Genomic DNA, 17,086 nt, shown 5'->3' with positions numbered 1-17,086 from the left:
GATACAATATGCGAAAAAGGGCCTATTGAAGGTCGAAAGGTAACAGCGCTTCTCGCATCTTTGCGATTCTTAAAAAACTGGCAAACCGTGGTACTCCGTTTTTCGTGTAGCCGTGAAAAGTAAAGGTTATTGTGCTGCCAATAGCGGGTGGGGTTTTCCGTTCTGAATCAGTAAAGCCTGTACCGATTTTGAACGTCACTTCGTTTCCGTTCTTATCCTCACTTTGCACCAACAGAGAACCCAACAAGCCAGAGTACTTCCCTTTTCCTTCAATATGCCCCAAGACAAGTGCTTCACTATCCATGTATGGCTTTAATTTTAACAGGTCATCACTTCGACCAGATTGAAAGTCGCTATCAGCCTTATGGAGCATAAGCCCTTCCGCACCATTTTGAGTGATATCCATTAATAACTCCGTGAGTTGATGGTTTGTTGCAAGCGTTAATTGTTCAACCGGTAAAACATGAGACAAATTCAGTGCCAGCAGTACGCTAGTGTAGTGTTTTGATCTGATTGTGAACTTGTCTTCAAAATTTGGCGCATCGAAGACCATATATTTCACCCGTTTCCATTCGTTATTGTCGGCTGTATATCTACTAACGATTGAAGCGATTTCCTCAAACGTGTTTCGAGATATCCATAGCTCTCCATCTAACCACATATCGGGGAGTTGTTCGGTAAACCAAGCTGGCGCATTGATCATGTTGCCCTGACGGGTCATCAGTGTTCGATTTCGCCAAATTGCACGAACGCCATCAAATTTCTCACTGACCAAGTATTCTTGCACATCTTGTGCTTCGTATACCTTTGCGAGTTGTACTTCGACAGCGTCTGAAATCGTCATGGCAGAAGTACCAATGCACCATGAATTGAACAGTACAAATATCACTAGTTTAAGTGCGGGAAATTCATAAGGTTTAGATTTGAAAAATGTAATCATATTATTCTCGATTTAAAACATATTGCTGATACAAAATCTTGCTCAATTTCAAGGTTTTAAACAACTCAACCAAAGCACAGTTCTGCCAATAAAAAACTAACTCTGACCCCTTTTTCGGGCGCTTTTCGGCAAACGCTAAAATAACTTGAATTAAGGCTTGTGTTTACTGCACCAAAAGCATATAATTTGCGCCCTTTTTTATGCACAGGGAAGCCGTTTGAGAAGATATTCTCAGTATCTTCAAGGCGTTATACCCACAAATAGAGAGTAAAAAGTAATGGCGAAGAAAGTCACTGGCTTAATTAAGCTACAGGTTGCAGCAGGCGCTGCTAACCCAAGTCCACCGGTTGGTCCTGCACTAGGTCAGCATGGTGTTAACATCATGGAGTTCTGTAAAGCGTTTAACGCAAAAACAGAATCTCTTGAAAAAGGCGCTCCGGTACCAGTAGAAATTACTGTATACGAAGATCGCTCTTTCACATTCTTAACGAAAACTCCTCCAGCGTCTTTCTTACTTAAGAAAGCGGCAGGCATCAAGAGTGGTTCTGGCCGTCCTAATACTGAGAAGGTGGGTAAAGTTACTCGCGCTCAGCTTGAAGAGATTGCAAAAACAAAAGAACCTGATTTAACAGCTGCTAGCCTTGACGCTGCAGTGAATACCATCGCGGGTTCTGCTCGTAGTATGGGCTTGGTAGTAGAGGGTTAATAGAATGGCTAAATTATCAAAAAGAATGCGTAACATCGCTGAAAAAGTAGACGTTACAAAAGAATACGAAATTAATGAAGCTGTTTCACTTTTAAAAGAACTTGCAACTGTTAAGTTCTCAGAAAGCGTAGACGTTGCAATTAACTTGGGTATCGATGCTCGTAAATCTGACCAAAACGTTCGTGGTGCAACTGTACTACCAAACGGTACTGGTAAAGAAGTACGTGTTGCTGTGTTCACTCAAGGTGCAAACGCTGAAGCTGCTAAAGAAGCTGGTGCTGACATCGTTGGTATGGAAGACCTAGCTGAGCAAGTTAAAAAAGGCGAAATGAACTTTGACGTTGTAGTTGCTAGCCCTGACGCGATGCGTGTTGTTGGTACACTCGGTCAAATCTTAGGTCCACGTGGCCTAATGCCAAACCCTAAAACGGGTACAGTTACACCAGACGTAGCGACTGCAGTAAAAAATGCAAAAGCTGGTCAGGTCAGATATCGTAACGATAAGAACGGTATCATCCACGCTAGCATTGGTAAAATTGCTTTTGAAGCAAACCAAATTCAAGAAAACCTTGAAGCACTGCTAGACGCGTTGAAAAAGGCTAAGCCTTCTTCAGCCAAGGGTACATATATTAAGAAAGTTAGTTTAAGCACAACAATGGGCGCTGGTGTTTTATTAGACCAGGGTTCTTTGACTCAAGCTTAAGTAACTTTTCTCTTTAAGGTTATGGGTTGGAGTTGTTTGCGCCAAAAGCGTAACTCAACTCCCGTCCAAGACCGCAGGCGCTAGGCAGTGAAAGAGGTAAGAGAACTTTCACACACTTCTTCGGGAGCGAAATGCCAAGCTTAATATTACCTGCGCAGACGGTGGTTTCAACTCAGACTCTCTGGGAATGAACACCGTAGAGCGGTACAAGATATGCTTCAGATGTTCGCATCCAGTATATCGAGTATCAATCTGTTAACGCTGACGATAGCGTTTATCGAAAGGTAAACAAAAGAGTCAGATTTTAAGAAGGTGAACTCAGTGGCACTAGGCTTAGCAGCAAAAAAAGAGATCGTAGCTGAAATTGAAGAAGTTGCTTCTCGCGCTCTATCCGTTGCCGTCGCTGAATACCGTGGGATGGAAGTTCATGAACTGACTGACCTACGTAATAAAGCTCGTGAACAAGGCGTATTTCTTAAAGTTGTACGTAACACACTAGCTAAACGTGGATTGGCCGACAGCAAATTTGCTGACATGGATTCTGCATTAGTTGGACCGTTAATTTATGGTTTCTCTATCGAAGCACCGGGCGGCGCAGCGCGCTTGTTCAAAGACTTCGCTAAGACAAATGATAAGTTGAACGTGACAGCATTGTCTATTGGTAGCGGTTTACTAGGTCCAGAGAAATTGGACGCAGTAGCATCACTACCTACCCGCGACGAAGCGCTTGCGAAATTACTTGCAACCTTCAAAGCACCTGCCGAGAAATTCGTTCGTACTATCAACGAAGTTCCAGGCAAGTTTGTGCGCGTATTGGCGGCGATCAAAGAAGAAAAATAATTTTCTTTTTTGGCATTATAAATTTTTAACATTAAACCCAGGAGTTTAGAGAAATGGCTCTAACCAAAGATGATATTTTAAACGCGATCGCAGAAATGCCAGTTATGGAATTGGTAGAATTGATCGAAGCAGCAGAAGAAAAATTCAACGTATCTGCAGCAGCAGCAGTAGCAGTAGCTGGTCCAGCTGCAGCAGCTGAAGCGGCTGAAGAGAAGACTGAATTTGACGTAGTTCTTACTTCATTCGGTGCTAACAAAGTTGCTGTTATCAAAGCAGTACGTGGCGCAACTGGTCTTGGCTTGAAAGAAGCTAAAGAAGTAGTTGAGTCTGCACCTAAAGCAATCAAAGAAGGCGTTTCGAAAGAAGACGCTGAAGCATTGCAGAAAGAACTTCAAGAAGCTGGTGCTGAAGTAGAAGTTAAGTAATTAGTATTTCTAATTACTGGCCTTAACAGGCTCAGGCAGGTGATTTTTAATCACCTGCCTTTTTGCGCTGTAGGATATGCAATATTTCACCCTTTGTTTGCTATCCAGGAAAGCGTTGGTATTTAACCGGTAAGTTTTTGTTTTCGTTAGAAAGCAATATTACATTTTATGATGTATGCTTAGGTTAATGCCCTATTAAAAGGGTACTGGAAGTTTGTTACACGCAAGGCAGTATGTGTAGCAGGTTGGGTCTAAAATCAGTCGGCTGAGGAACCCATGGTTTACTCTTATAGTGAAAAGAAACGTATCCGTAAGGATTTTGGCAAGCGCCCCCAGGTATTGGAAATTCCATACCTCCTTTCAATTCAACTGGACTCATTTAAAAAGTTCATTGACCAGGATCCTGATGGTCAATATGGCTTAGAAGCGGCTTTCCGCTCTGTGTTTCCAATAAAAAGCTACAGCGGTAACAGTGAGTTACAGTATGTAGCATATCGCTTAGGCGAGCCCGTGTTTGACGTAAAAGAATGTCAAATTCGTGGTGTAACTTATTCAGCTCCTTTAAGAGTCAAGCTGCGTCTTGTCTTGTTTGATAAAGAAGCCGCGCCAGGTACAGTTAAAGACATCAAAGAACAAGAAGTATACATGGGTGAAATCCCATTGATGACTGAAAACGGTACGTTCGTGATTAACGGTACTGAGCGAGTAATCGTATCTCAGCTACACAGATCACCAGGTGTTTTCTTTGACCATGACAAGGGCAAAACTCACTCGTCTGGTAAAGTTTTATATAACGCTCGCGTAATCCCATACCGTGGTTCATGGTTGGATTTTGAGTTCGATCCGAAAGATAATTTATTCGTTCGTATTGACCGTCGTAGAAAACTACCAGCAACAATTATTCTTCGTGCATTAGAAATGAGCACTGAAGAAATTCTTGAACTTTTCTTTGAAAAGACAGCTGTTCGCATCGATGGCGACAAGCTGATGATGGATGTTGTGCCAGATCGCCTACGTGGTGAAATTGCGCAATTCGATCTTCTCGATAAGAAAGGCGAAGTGATTGTAGAAACCGGTCGCAGAATATCTGCCCGTCACACTCGTGCATTAGAGAAAGCAAAAGTATCAGAATTGGAAGTTCCAGCTGAATACTTACTTGGTAAAATTTACGCCAAGACTTTCGCGAACGAAGAGACTGGTGAGATTGTTGTCAATGCGAACGATGAAGTCACTTTAGAAAACCTACTCGCTCTTCGTGAAATGGGAATCGATACTTTCGAGACATTGTATATCAATGAGCTTGATCACGGTTCATACATTTCAGACACCATTAAGATTGATTCAAGCACTAATAAATTAGAAGCGCTTGTTGAAATCTATCGCATGATGCGTCCTGGTGAGCCACCAACGAAAGATGCTGCTGAAACACTGTTCGAGAACTTATTCTTCTCTGACGACAGATATGACTTATCTGCTGTTGGTAGAATGAAGTTCAACCGTCGCTTAGGTCGTGAAGAACTCACTGGCTCAGGCACACTAGCGAAAGAAGATATTGTTTCTGTAATGAAGCAACTTATCACTATTCGTGACGGTAAAGATGAAGTTGATGATATCGATCACTTAGGTAACCGCCGTATTCGTTCGGTTGGTGAAATGGCAGAGAACCAATTCCGTGTTGGTTTAGTCCGTGTTGAACGTGCTGTTAAAGAACGTTTAAGCTTGGGTGACCTAGATGCCATCATGCCTCAAGATCTTATTAACGCTAAGCCTATCTCTGCGGCTGTGAAAGAGTTTTTTGGTTCAAGCCAATTATCTCAATTCATGGATCAGAACAACCCGCTTTCAGAAGTAACGCACAAACGTCGTATTTCTGCTTTAGGCCCGGGTGGTTTGACGCGTGAAAGAGCTGGCTTTGAAGTTCGAGACGTACACCCGACTCACTATGGTCGAGTATGTCCAATCGAAACGCCTGAAGGTCCAAACATTGGTTTGATCAACTCGCTTTCGAGCTTCGCAAGAACAAATGACTTTGGTTTCTTAGAAACCCCATATCGTCGTATTGTAGATGGTGTCGTGACTGACGATATCGATTACCTATCGGCTATTGAAGAAGGTCAATTTGCGATTGCACAGGCAAACGTATTATTAGATGACAAAAATGCATTAGTTGAAGACTTGATTCCATGTCGTCACCGTGGTGAAACCACATTGATGCAGAAGCAAGACATCACATACATGGATGTCTCTCCACAGCAAATCGTATCAATCGCTGCAAGTATTATCCCGTTCCTAGAACACGATGATGCTAACCGTGCATTGATGGGATCAAACATGCAACGTCAAGCTGTACCAACGCTAAAAGCGGATAAGCCTTTAGTTGGAACGGGTATGGAGAAGACCGTTGCGGTTGATTCTGGTGTGACTGTGGTTGCTAAGCGTGGCGGTACTATTGACTACGTCGATGCTAGCCGTATCGTGGTTAAGGTTAATGAAGAAGAAATGACAGCCGGTGAAGCTGGTATTGATATCTACAACCTAACTAAGTACACGCGCTCTAACCAAAATACTTGTATTAATCAAAAACCAACTTGTAATGTAGGTGACCCTATTGTTACTGGTGATGTACTGGCCGACGGTCCATCAACAGACTTGGGTGAGCTAGCGCTTGGTCAAAACATGCGCATCGCATTCATGCCTTGGAATGGTTATAACTTTGAGGATTCCATCCTTATTTCTGAGCGAGTTGCTCAAGAAGACCGTTTCACTACGATTCACATTCAAGAACTTAGCTGTATCGCTCGTGATACCAAGCTAGGTCCTGAAGAAATCAGTGGCGATATCCCGAATGTGGGTGAGTCAGCGCTAGGTAAACTAGACGAATCTGGTGTTGTATACATCGGTGCTGAAGTGAAAGGTGGCGATATTCTTGTAGGTAAAGTGACGCCTAAAGGCGAAACACAACTTACGCCGGAAGAGAAACTACTGAGAGCAATCTTCGGTGAAAAAGCGTCTGACGTTAAAGATACTTCATTACGTGTACCAAACAGTGTACGTGGTACGGTTATCGATGTTCAGGTGTTTACTCGCGACGGTGTTGAAAAAGACAAACGTGCGCTAGAAATCGAAGACATGCAATTGCGTCAAGTGAAGAAAGACTTAGGTGATGAATTCAGTATTCTAGCCGACGGTATTTTCGCTCGTGCCCAGAACTTGTTACTTAAGTCTGGCATTGACCAAGCTAAATTAGACAGCACTCCTCGTGAGAAGTGGTTCGACATCGTATTAAAAGATGAAGACGCACAAGCTGAGCTTGATCAAAGCGCTGCGCAACACGAAGAAGTGAAAAACGACTTCGATAAGAAATTTGAAAACAAACGCCGCAAGATTACTCAAGGCGATGACTTAGCACCAGGTGTGTTGAAAATCGTTAAGGTTTATCTTGCTGTGAAACGTCATATTCAGCCAGGTGATAAAATGGCTGGTCGTCACGGTAACAAGGGTGTTATCTCAGCAATTCAACCTGTTGAAGATATGCCATACGATGGAAACGGCACGCCGGTAGACATCGTATTGAACCCGCTAGGTGTACCGTCACGTATGAACATTGGTCAGATTCTTGAAACTCACTTAGGCATGGCAGCCCATGGTTTAGGTGTGAAGATTGACCGCATGATCAAAGAGCAAGAAGAAGTCGCGAAATTGCGTAACTTCTTGAAAGAGGTGTATAACCTTGGTGAATCTCATCAAGAAGTTGACCTTGATACTTTCTCTGATGACGAAATTAAGCGTTTAGCTGAAAATCTGCGCAAAGGTGTGCCTGTTGCTACTCCGGTATTCGACGGTGCGCGTGAGTCAGAAATCAAAGAAATGCTGAAACTAGCAGATATTCCTGAAAGTGGTCAGATCGAGTTATTCGATGGTCGCACAGGTAGATCTTTCGAGCGTCCTGTTACTGTTGGTTACATGTACATGCTGAAACTTAACCACTTGGTTGATGACAAAATGCATGCACGTTCAACTGGTTCATACAGCTTGGTTACGCAACAACCGCTTGGTGGTAAAGCACAATTCGGTGGTCAGCGCTTCGGTGAGATGGAAGTGTGGGCACTAGAAGCATACGGTGCTGCGTATACGCTACAAGAAATGCTAACTGTTAAGTCAGATGATGTTAACGGCCGTACTAAGATGTATAAGAACATCGTAGATGGCGACCACAGAATGGAGCCTGGCATGCCAGAATCCTTCAACGTATTGTTGAAAGAAATCCGTTCATTGGGTATTAACATCGAGCTTGAAGAACAGTAAGCGTTCGGGTAGAGCAGAAACAGGTTGGCCCTGTCTTCACTAAGGTGAATTCAGGGTCGTGACAATGACTCCGTTGGGAGAGAAATGTGAAAGACTTATTAAAGTTTATTAAACAACAAAACAAGACCGAAGAATTCGATAATATCAAAATCGGTCTTGCTTCACCGGACATGATTCGATCATGGTCTTTTGGTGAAGTTAAGAAGCCTGAAACGATTAACTATCGTACGTTCAAGCCTGAGCGTGATGGTCTTTTCTGTGCTCGTATATTCGGCCCAGTAAAAGACTACGAATGTTTGTGCGGTAAGTACAAGCGTTTGAAGCACCGCGGTGTTATCTGTGAGAAGTGTGGTGTTGAAGTAACACTCACTAAAGTACGTCGTGAGCGTATGGGTCACATTGAACTGGCAAGCCCAGTTGCACACATTTGGTTCCTAAAATCATTACCGTCAAGAATCGGTTTGATGCTAGACATGACACTTCGTGATATCGAACGTGTTTTGTACTTTGAATCATATGTTGTGACAGAAGCGGGCTATACAGAGCTTGAAGCAAGACAGCTATTAACTGAAGAAGAATACTTAGATTCTTTGGAAGAGCATGGTGATGAGTTTGAAGCGAAGATGGGTGCAGAGGCAGTATTTGAATTGCTTAAGCAACTTGACGTTGATGCAGATGTTGCTGCAATGCGTGAAGAGTTACCATCAATCAACTCTGAAACTAAGCGTAAGAAAATTACTAAGCGTTTGAAACTGTTAGAATCTTTCCAACAGTCTGGCAATAAGCCAGAGTGGATGATCTTAACTGTGTTACCGGTATTACCACCTGAACTTCGCCCACTAGTTCCACTAGATGGCGGTCGCTTTGCGACTTCAGATTTGAACGACCTTTATCGTCGAGTAATAAACCGTAACAACCGTTTGAAGCGTCTTTTAGACCTTGCAGCACCAGACATCATTGTCCGTAACGAAAAGCGTATGCTTCAAGAAGCGGTTGATGCGTTACTTGATAATGGTCGTCGTGGTCGTGCAATCACAGGTTCTAACAAGCGTCCATTGAAATCACTTGCTGACATGATTAAAGGTAAGCAAGGTCGTTTCCGTCAAAACCTTCTTGGTAAGCGTGTTGACTACTCTGGTCGTTCTGTTATCACCGTTGGTCCAACATTGCGTTTGCACCAGTGTGGTCTACCTAAGAAAATGGCTCTTGAGTTATTCAAGCCGTTTATCTATGGCAAATTAGAAGGCCGTGGTCTTGCGACTACGATCAAAGCTGCTAAGAAATTAGTAGAACGTGAAGCGCCGGAAGTATGGGACGTTCTTGACGAAGTTATTCGTGAACATCCAGTGTTGCTTAACCGTGCACCAACACTTCACAGACTTGGTATCCAAGCGTTCGAACCAACCTTGATTGAAGGTAAAGCTATTCAATTGCACCCATTAGTATGTGCGGCATATAACGCCGACTTCGATGGTGACCAAATGGCGGTTCACGTACCATTGACTATCGAAGCTCAGTTAGAGTCTCGTGCGTTGATGATGTCAACTAACAACATCCTTTCACCAGCCAACGGTGAGCCAATTATCGTTCCTTCACAGGACGTTGTATTGGGTCTTTACTACTTAACACGTGACCGTGTTAATGGTTTAGGTGAAGGCATGGTATTTACTAGCCCGCACGAAGCTGAAAAAGCATATCGTACAGGTAACGCTGAGCTTCATGCTCGCGTAAAAGTACGTATAACAGAGTTTGATGTTGCAGAAGACGGCTCAAAAACTGAAAAAGTAACGCTAACAGACACTACTGTTGGTCGCGCAATTTTCTCGTTGATACTTCCTAAAGGCCTGCCTTTTGAAATCATCAACAAAGCAATGGGCAAAAAGCAAATTTCTCAATTGTTGAACACTTGCTACCGTGTTCTAGGTCTTAAAGATACTGTTATCGCAGCTGACCAAATCATGTATACCGGTTTCCACTACGCGATGATCGCGGGTGCGTCTGTTGGTATCGATGATATGGTTATTCCAGATGCGAAGAAAGAAATCATCGACGCTGCAGAAGCAGAAGTTGTTGAGATTCAAGAGCAGTTCCAGTCTGGTCTAGTAACAGCGGGTGAGCGTTACAACAAAGTTATCGATATTTGGTCTACGGCAAACGAAAGTGTTGCTAAGGCGATGATGGACAACTTGAAAACTGAAACTGTTAAGAACAAAGACGGTGAAGATGAAGAGCAAGCCTCTTTCAACTCAGTTTACATGATGGCCGACTCCGGTGCTCGTGGTAGTGCTGCACAGATTCGTCAGTTGGCGGGTATGCGTGGTCTTATGGCGAAACCAGATGGCTCAATTATCGAAACGCCAATTACTGCAAACTTCCGTGAAGGTCTAAACGTACTACAGTACTTTATCTCTACTCACGGTGCTCGTAAAGGTTTGGCCGATACAGCATTGAAAACAGCTAACTCGGGTTATTTGACTCGTCGTTTGGTTGACGTTGCACAAGATTTGGTTATCAATAACGACGACTGTGGTACTTTCGAAGGGGTTAAAATGACTCCATTAATCGAAGGTGGTGATGTTGTTGAAGCACTACGCGAACGTGTTCTAGGTCGTGTTGTTGCTGAAGACGTTGTTAAACCAGGTACTGACGAAGTGTTGGTTGAGCGTAATACGCTACTAGACGAAGGTTTAGTAGATATGCTTGAAAGCAACAGTGTTGATCAAATCATGGTTCGCTCGGTTATCACTTGTGATAATGACTTTGGTGTTTGTGCGAAGTGTTACGGTCGTGACCTAGCACGTGGTCACATGGTTGGTTCTGGTGAGTCTGTCGGTGTAATCGCAGCACAGTCAATCGGTGAACCTGGTACACAGTTGACCATGCGTACATTCCACATCGGTGGTGCGGCATCAAGAGCAACAGCAGAGAACAACGTACAAGTTAAAACAACCGGTACATTGAAATTCTCTAACGCGAAGTTCGTACGCAATACAGATAAGAAAGTGGTTATTATCTCACGTTCAACTGAGTTGACAGTGATCGATGACCAAGGCCGTGAGAAAGAGCGCTATAAAGTGCCTTACGGTGCAGTACTAGGTGTAGATGACGGTTCAGCGATTAATGCTGGCGATGTTGTTGCTAACTGGGACCCGCATAGTCACCCAATCGTGACTGAGCGTGAATCTAAGATCAGCTTCGCAGACATCGATGATTCAAACACTGAAATGCAACAAGACGAATTGACGGGTTTGACTCGTATCGTTGTTAAAGATCTTTCTAAAGCAAATGCGAAAGAGCCGAAGCTTATTCTTGAGAACGACGAGTTCGGTCTTCAAGAAATCCGCTTGCCAAGCTTTACGACTATCGAGGCCTCTGATGGCAAGGTAGCTAAAGAAGGTGACGTGTTAGCTCGTATACCGCAAGAAAGTTCGAAAACTCGTGATATTACCGGTGGTCTTCCTCGAGTTGCTGACTTGTTTGAAGCACGTAAGCCGAAAGAGCCTGCAATCTTAGCTGAAATCTCTGGTGTGATTGGCTTTGGTAAAGAAACCAAAGGTAAGAAGCGCTTAACGATTACGCCGAAGGCGGGTGAATTTGCTTCGCAAACAAACGACGCAGGTCATTACGAGGAGATGATCCCGAAATGGCGTAACCTGAACGTGTTTGAAGGTGAATCAGTTGAAAAAGGTGAAGTTATCGCGGACGGCCCAGAGTCGCCACACGATATCCTACGCCTAAGAGGCATTAGTGCTGTTTCTAATTACATCGTAAACGAAGTACAAGAAGTATATCGCTTGCAAGGTGTAAAAATTAACGATAAGCACATTGAAGTTGTTATTCGTCAGATGTTACGTAAGTGTATGATCACTGCGTCGGGCGATACCCAGTTCCTAGAAGGCGAGCAAGTTGAGGTTTCTCAAGTTAAGATCGCTAACCGTGAAATGGAAAAACAAGGTAAGTTACCAGCAAGCTATGAAACACAGTTGTTGGGTATTACTAAAGCTTCATTGTCGACTGAATCATTTATCTCAGCTGCATCATTCCAAGAAACAACTCGTGTGTTAACGGAAGCTGCTGTTCAAGGTAAAGAAGATGATTTACGTGGCTTGAAAGAGAACGTTATTGTTGGTCGCTTAATCCCAGCTGGTACTGGTTTTGCGTATCACCAAAAACGTGCTGCTCGTAAAGCAGCTGAGAGAGAAGAGTCAGTAGAGCCGTCAATGGCTGCTGATGAAGCTGCTCAAGCAATCTCTGAACTACTAAACGCTGGCGATGACAGCGCAGAGTAAGTCAACTTAAGGCGAAAGCTTTTAGAAAGAATAAAAACGGGGAGCTGACGAAAGTCGCTCCCCGTTTTGTTTTGAAAAAGTGAATAAAGGAGCATAAATTCATTATTGAAATGTCTTCACAAATTCAGCTTGAAATGGATCTACTCTCGATTCGTCACACGCATCATGAAAACCATATTCAAAGATGCTTTCAATGTGTCTTGCAATGTAGGGGTCTCGATTCGTATTTTTGTATCGAGTGAGCATGTCAGTCGCCATTTTGTTGTTTCCATTACAAGCAAAACGAAGGGCATCGTATATTCGGGCATAGCTATCACCGTCATTAGACGCCTCTCGAACTAAAGATATTCCATCCTCTTTAATCGTCATCATGCCCAAAATAAACTTTGCTCTTGGTTCTTGTCTTTCAGAAACTAAGTACTTTAAGATGGTTTTCGCTTTATATGTCGAGCTTGGGTAATAGCTTTCAAAGTAACCGTACTTGTTCAGCAGAGTTCCACTATAGAAAGCGTAAGCATGTCGCAGCGCCACTTTCGTGGTCAACTTATCTAAATCGTTTACTTCTACAGATATTGCTATATTTTCGAATGACTCTTGTCTTTGTGCTACAAACTCTTCTGCTTGCTTAGCCTCTATAGCTATATCGAATACATAAAGAAAACTAGTTGAAACCAACATAAGCCCAGAGCTTAATACCGCCATTACGGGTAGTGATATAAACCAACGGTTTTTCATTGTTTTGTAGCTAGAATGTGGCTCTATTTCTGTGAGCCTAAAAAAAGCTCTATGCAATTCAAACGGTATTTTCTTGCGTGCTGTGAAGACGGCTAACCAAGCTCCTCCTGCACACATCCCAAGTAGCACAGAGGCCCATACTAATGATCCGGGAGGTAATAAAATATTAAGTAATACTGCAGCATAGATAAGTAACGCATGAAGTAGAAAAGCGATTAGTGAAAACACTATCGTATAGCCTCGGCCATGCATACGCACGGCGCCGCCTATGACTAAACCGCTTATTAGTATAAATGTTGCTGCAATGTCGGGCACTTGCAAATATGTAAAATACCAGAGCCACAATGACAAAACACACCATAATGAGCCCAAGACTCCTGCTTTGAGGGCGTTTTGTTTTGATAATAGTTTGTCTACCTCAGCCAATTCCTTTTGCGTCACTTCCACGTTTCTTTTTACTCCTTCGATACCTACAATACTCATTCATAGGCTGAAAAATCTCACTATGTTCTAAGCTATCAAAGCAACTCAAATGAAGAAAGTTTTATTCTTAGAATACTGAAAAATTCTAGTTTTGTAGTGCATTTTCTGTATACATTTTCATAAGTTCACCGATGCTTATTTTACTGTTTTAGCGCCCAGCCTGCTTGACATTCAGCCCTTTGATCTATAACATTCCGCGACCCGAATTTGCCAAAGTCTTATTTTTTTAAAAATCTGACTGAAATATTCAGCTTTCTTCGATTGCGTAAGTTATTGGTTTTATTCGGTAAAAGAGCAGCAAGTTTATTTTCATAAAGACATAAACTTGTAACAGTACTCGTGTAATCTTCGGCGCTTTCGTCAATTTTACATTGAGAATATATTTTTTAATCAGGAGCTAGTTAATGGCAACAGTTAACCAGTTAGTGCGTAAGCCACGTAAAAAGCCGGTCGAGAAATCGAACGTAGCTGCTTTACAAGCCTGCCCACAACGTCGTGGTGTATGTACTCGTGTATATACAACTACGCCAAAGAAGCCGAACTCTGCACTACGTAAAGTATGTCGTGTTCGCTTAACAAACGGTTTTGAAGTGTCTTCATACATTGGTGGTGAAGGTCACAACTTACAAGAGCACAGCGTGGTACTTATCCGCGGTGGTCGTGTAAAAGATTTACCAGGTGTTCGTTATCACACAGTTCGCGGTACATTGGATTGCGCTGGCGTTAACGATCGTAGACAAGCCCGTTCTAAGTACGGCGCTAAAAGGCCTAAGTCTTAACGGTTCTCCGTTAGTAAGGCCAAACTATTAAATTAGAGTTTTGGGTTATACCTGAATTCCACGGAGAATTAAGATGCCAAGAAGAAGAGTCGTAGGTCAAAGAAAAATCCTACCGGATCCTAAGTTCGGATCACAGTTGCTTGCTAAGTTCATGAATGTCGTAATGCTCGACGGCAAGAAGTCCACCGCTGAAAAAATCGTTTACGGTGCCCTTGATATTGTTGCTGAAAAAACCGGCAAACCACACCTAGAAGTGTTTGAAGATGCACTAGAGAACATCCGCCCTACAGTCGAGGTTAAATCTCGTCGTGTGGGTGGTTCTACGTACCAAGTACCTGTAGAAGTTCGTCCAGTTCGTCGTAACGCACTAGGTATGCGTTGGATGGTAGATGCGGCACGTAAGCGTGGTGAGAAATCCATGGCACAGCGTTTAGCAGCTGAAATGATTGATGCACAAGACAACAAAGGTAGTGCGGTTAAGAAACGTGAAGACGTTCACCGCATGGCAGAAGCTAACAAAGCATTTGCTCACTACCGCTGGTAGTCTTGAGATATTGATTGAATTGGAGTCAAAGCGTTTTGCTTTGGCTCCTTTTGAGTTTTAAAACACGAAGAATAATGCGGTCAAGGCTAGACATAAATTAACCCTGACCACATTGTTTTTTTTAACAAATAAGAGAGAAGTATGCCTCGTAACACTCCAATAGAACGCTATCGCAACATCGGAATTGTTGCACACGTTGACGCGGGTAAAACCACGACAACTGAGCGTGTTCTTTTCTATACCGGTATTTCACATAAAATCGGTGAAGTTCATGATGGCGCTGCCACTATGGATTGGATGGAGCAGGAGCAGGAACGCGGGATTACGATAACGTCTGCAGCAACGACATGTTTTTGGGCAGGTATGCAGCAGCAATTCGACCAACATCGTATCAACATCATTGATACTCCGGGGCACGTTGACTTCACTATCGAGGTTGAGCGTTCGCTGAGAGTGCTGGATGGTGCTGTCGTCGTATTTTGTGGTTCTTCAGGTGTTGAACCTCAATCTGAAACGGTATGGCGTCAGGCAGATAAATATCACGTCCCTCGCATGGTTTTTGTTAACAAAATGGACCGTGCTGGTGCAGATTTTGAGCGCGTTATCAACCAGATCCGCAAGCGTTTGGGCGCTAACTGTGTGCCTATTCAATTGAATATCGGCGCTGAAGAAGAATTTAAAGGTGTGATTGACCTCATCAAAATGAAGTCAATCAATTGGAATGAAGCCGACAAAGGCGCGACGTTTACATACGAAGACATTCCTGCAGAACACTTAGATAAAGCCGAACAGTATCGTACGGAAATGGTTGAGGCTGCGGCCGAAGCAAACGATGAACTGATGGAGAAATATCTTGGTGGAGAAGAATTAACAGAAGCAGAAATCAAAGAAGGCTTACGCATTCGTACATTGAACAATGAGATTGTTTTAGCAACTTGTGGTTCAGCGTTCAAGAATAAAGGCGTACAAGCTGTTCTTGATGCTGTTGTTGAGTATCTGCCAGCGCCAACTGAAGTACCGGCGATTAAAGGCATCCTAGATGATAAAAACGAAACTGAATCGACTCGTGAAGCTGATGACAGTGCACCGTTTGCAGCCTTAGCATTTAAGATTGCGACAGACCCATTTGTGGGTACATTGACCTTCTTCCGTTGCTATTCTGGTGTTATCAAAACAGGCGATACCGTTTATAACCCAATTAAGGGTAAGAAAGAACGCATTGGCCGTATGGTGCAAATGCATGCTAACGATCGAGCAGAATTAAAAGAAGTTCGTGCAGGTGATATAGCTGCAGCGATCGGCTTGAAAGACGTTACGACAGGGGAAACCTTGTGTGATCCAAGTAATATTATTACACTTGAAAAAATGGACTTCCCAGATCCCGTTATTTCGATTGCGGTTGAGCCAAAATCAACAGCTGACCAAGAACGAATGGGTATTGCCCTAAGCAAGCTGACGGCGGAAGATCCTTCATTTAGAGTGAAGACTGATGATGAGACGGGACAAACGATCATTTCTGGTATGGGTGAATTACACCTAGATATCATCGTTGATCGTATGAAACGTGAATTTAATGTTGAATGTAACGTAGGTAACCCTCAGGTTGCTTATCGTGAGACAATTCGCAAATCGGTTGAAGCTGAAGGTAAGTTTGTTCGTCAGTCTGGTGGTAAAGGTCAGTATGGACATGTTTGGTTGAAGATAGAACCAAACGAAGAAGGCGCAGGCTACGAATTCGTAAACGAAATTGTTGGTGGTACAGTGCCAAAAGACTTTATACCAGCAATTGATAAAGGCATCGAAGAACAGATGCAAAATGGTGTGCTAGCGGGTTATCCCGTATTAGACATCAAAGTAACCTTATTCGATGGTTCTTACCACGATGTTGACTCTTCGGAAATGGCGTTTAAAATTGCTGCTTCGATGGGTTTCAAGAATGGGTGCGCTGATGCAAACCCAGTGTTACTTGAACCAACTATGCAGGTTGAAGTAACGACTCCTGAAGACTGGATGGGTGATGTGGTCGGAGACCTAAACCGCCGTCGAGGGATGATTGAAGGTATGGAAGAGGGTGTAGCAGGCATTAAGATTGTGCGTGCTAAGGTGCCACTTTCGGAGATGTTTGGATATGCCACGGCATTGCGTTCTGCAACGCAAGGTCGCGCGTCATACTCAATGGAATTTTATAAGTATGCGGAAGCACCGAGTAATGTCGCTAAGGCAATAATCGACTCCCGTATGTAAACAATTTTATTTTTAATTTAAACTATAGAAGTTAATTCACTCCAATATTGGAACGAATACTAAACTTAGGAAACAAAGAAAATGGCAAAGCAG

11 protein-coding genes are annotated in these 17,086 nt (G+C 43.2%); 9 read left to right on the top strand and 2 right to left on the bottom strand.

The features are described from left to right. Positions 1–22: 22 nt before the first annotated feature. The gene (locus RM556_RS16560; protein WP_311375141.1) at positions 23–940 is read right to left on the bottom strand and encodes a DNA ligase; all 918 of its coding nucleotides are present in this window, start codon (positions 938–940) and stop codon (positions 23–25) included. A 277-nt stretch (positions 941–1,217) separates the two neighbouring features. Here RM556_RS16560 and rplK point away from each other — a divergent pair, with 277 nt between their 5' ends. From rplK to rpoC, 6 genes are all read left to right on the top strand, one after another. Beyond that, positions 1,218–1,646, top strand: a complete 429-nt coding sequence (gene rplK / locus RM556_RS16555; RefSeq protein ID WP_311362348.1) for a 50S ribosomal protein L11 — start codon at positions 1,218–1,220, stop codon at positions 1,644–1,646. A 4-nt stretch (positions 1,647–1,650) separates the two neighbouring features. Further along, a complete protein-coding gene (gene rplA, locus RM556_RS16550) occupies positions 1,651–2,349 on the top strand; it encodes a 50S ribosomal protein L1 (RefSeq protein WP_311375140.1) in 699 nt (232 codons plus the stop codon). A gap of 321 nt (positions 2,350–2,670) precedes the next feature. After that, the gene (rplJ, locus tag RM556_RS16545) at positions 2,671–3,189 is read left to right on the top strand and encodes a 50S ribosomal protein L10 (RefSeq protein ID WP_311362350.1); all 519 of its coding nucleotides are present in this window, start codon (positions 2,671–2,673) and stop codon (positions 3,187–3,189) included. 53 nt (positions 3,190–3,242) lie between these two features. Then, the gene (gene rplL / locus RM556_RS16540; protein ID WP_311362351.1) at positions 3,243–3,614 is read left to right on the top strand and encodes a 50S ribosomal protein L7/L12; all 372 of its coding nucleotides are present in this window, start codon (positions 3,243–3,245) and stop codon (positions 3,612–3,614) included. A 276-nt stretch (positions 3,615–3,890) separates the two neighbouring features. Further along, positions 3,891–7,919 (top strand): DNA-directed RNA polymerase subunit beta, encoded by a 4,029-nt coding sequence (gene rpoB / locus RM556_RS16535; RefSeq protein WP_311362352.1) that lies wholly within the window; start codon positions 3,891–3,893, stop codon positions 7,917–7,919. A gap of 86 nt (positions 7,920–8,005) precedes the next feature. Further along, complete coding sequence (gene rpoC / locus RM556_RS16530) at positions 8,006–12,208, top strand: DNA-directed RNA polymerase subunit beta' (RefSeq protein WP_311362353.1); 4,203 nt, start codon at positions 8,006–8,008, stop codon at positions 12,206–12,208. 102 nt (positions 12,209–12,310) lie between these two features. Here rpoC and RM556_RS16525 read toward each other — a convergent pair whose 3' ends face one another. After that, entirely contained in the window at positions 12,311–13,390 is a 1,080-nt protein-coding gene (locus RM556_RS16525; RefSeq protein ID WP_311375139.1) for a hypothetical protein, read from the bottom strand. A gap of 440 nt (positions 13,391–13,830) precedes the next feature. Between RM556_RS16525 and rpsL the strand changes: the two genes are divergently transcribed. From rpsL to fusA, 3 genes are all read left to right on the top strand, one after another. Beyond that, on the top strand, positions 13,831–14,205 hold the full coding sequence (gene rpsL, locus RM556_RS16520) for a 30S ribosomal protein S12 (protein WP_195733806.1): 375 nt from the start codon (positions 13,831–13,833) through the stop codon (positions 14,203–14,205). A 73-nt stretch (positions 14,206–14,278) separates the two neighbouring features. Further along, on the top strand, positions 14,279–14,749 hold the full coding sequence (gene rpsG, locus RM556_RS16515) for a 30S ribosomal protein S7 (RefSeq protein WP_311362355.1): 471 nt from the start codon (positions 14,279–14,281) through the stop codon (positions 14,747–14,749). A gap of 141 nt (positions 14,750–14,890) precedes the next feature. Next, positions 14,891–16,993: an elongation factor G gene (fusA, locus tag RM556_RS16510; protein ID WP_311362356.1), complete on the top strand. Its 2,103-nt coding sequence runs from the start codon at positions 14,891–14,893 to the stop codon at positions 16,991–16,993. The last annotated feature ends 93 nt before the right edge of the window (positions 16,994–17,086 follow it).

Source organism: Alteromonas sp. W364 (assembly GCF_031846205.1).
GTDB classification, from domain to species: domain Bacteria; phylum Pseudomonadota; class Gammaproteobacteria; order Enterobacterales; family Alteromonadaceae; genus Glaciecola; species Glaciecola blandensis.
The sequence above is the reverse complement of the archived record's forward strand: the minus strand, read 5'-3'. Positions and strand labels throughout refer to the sequence as shown.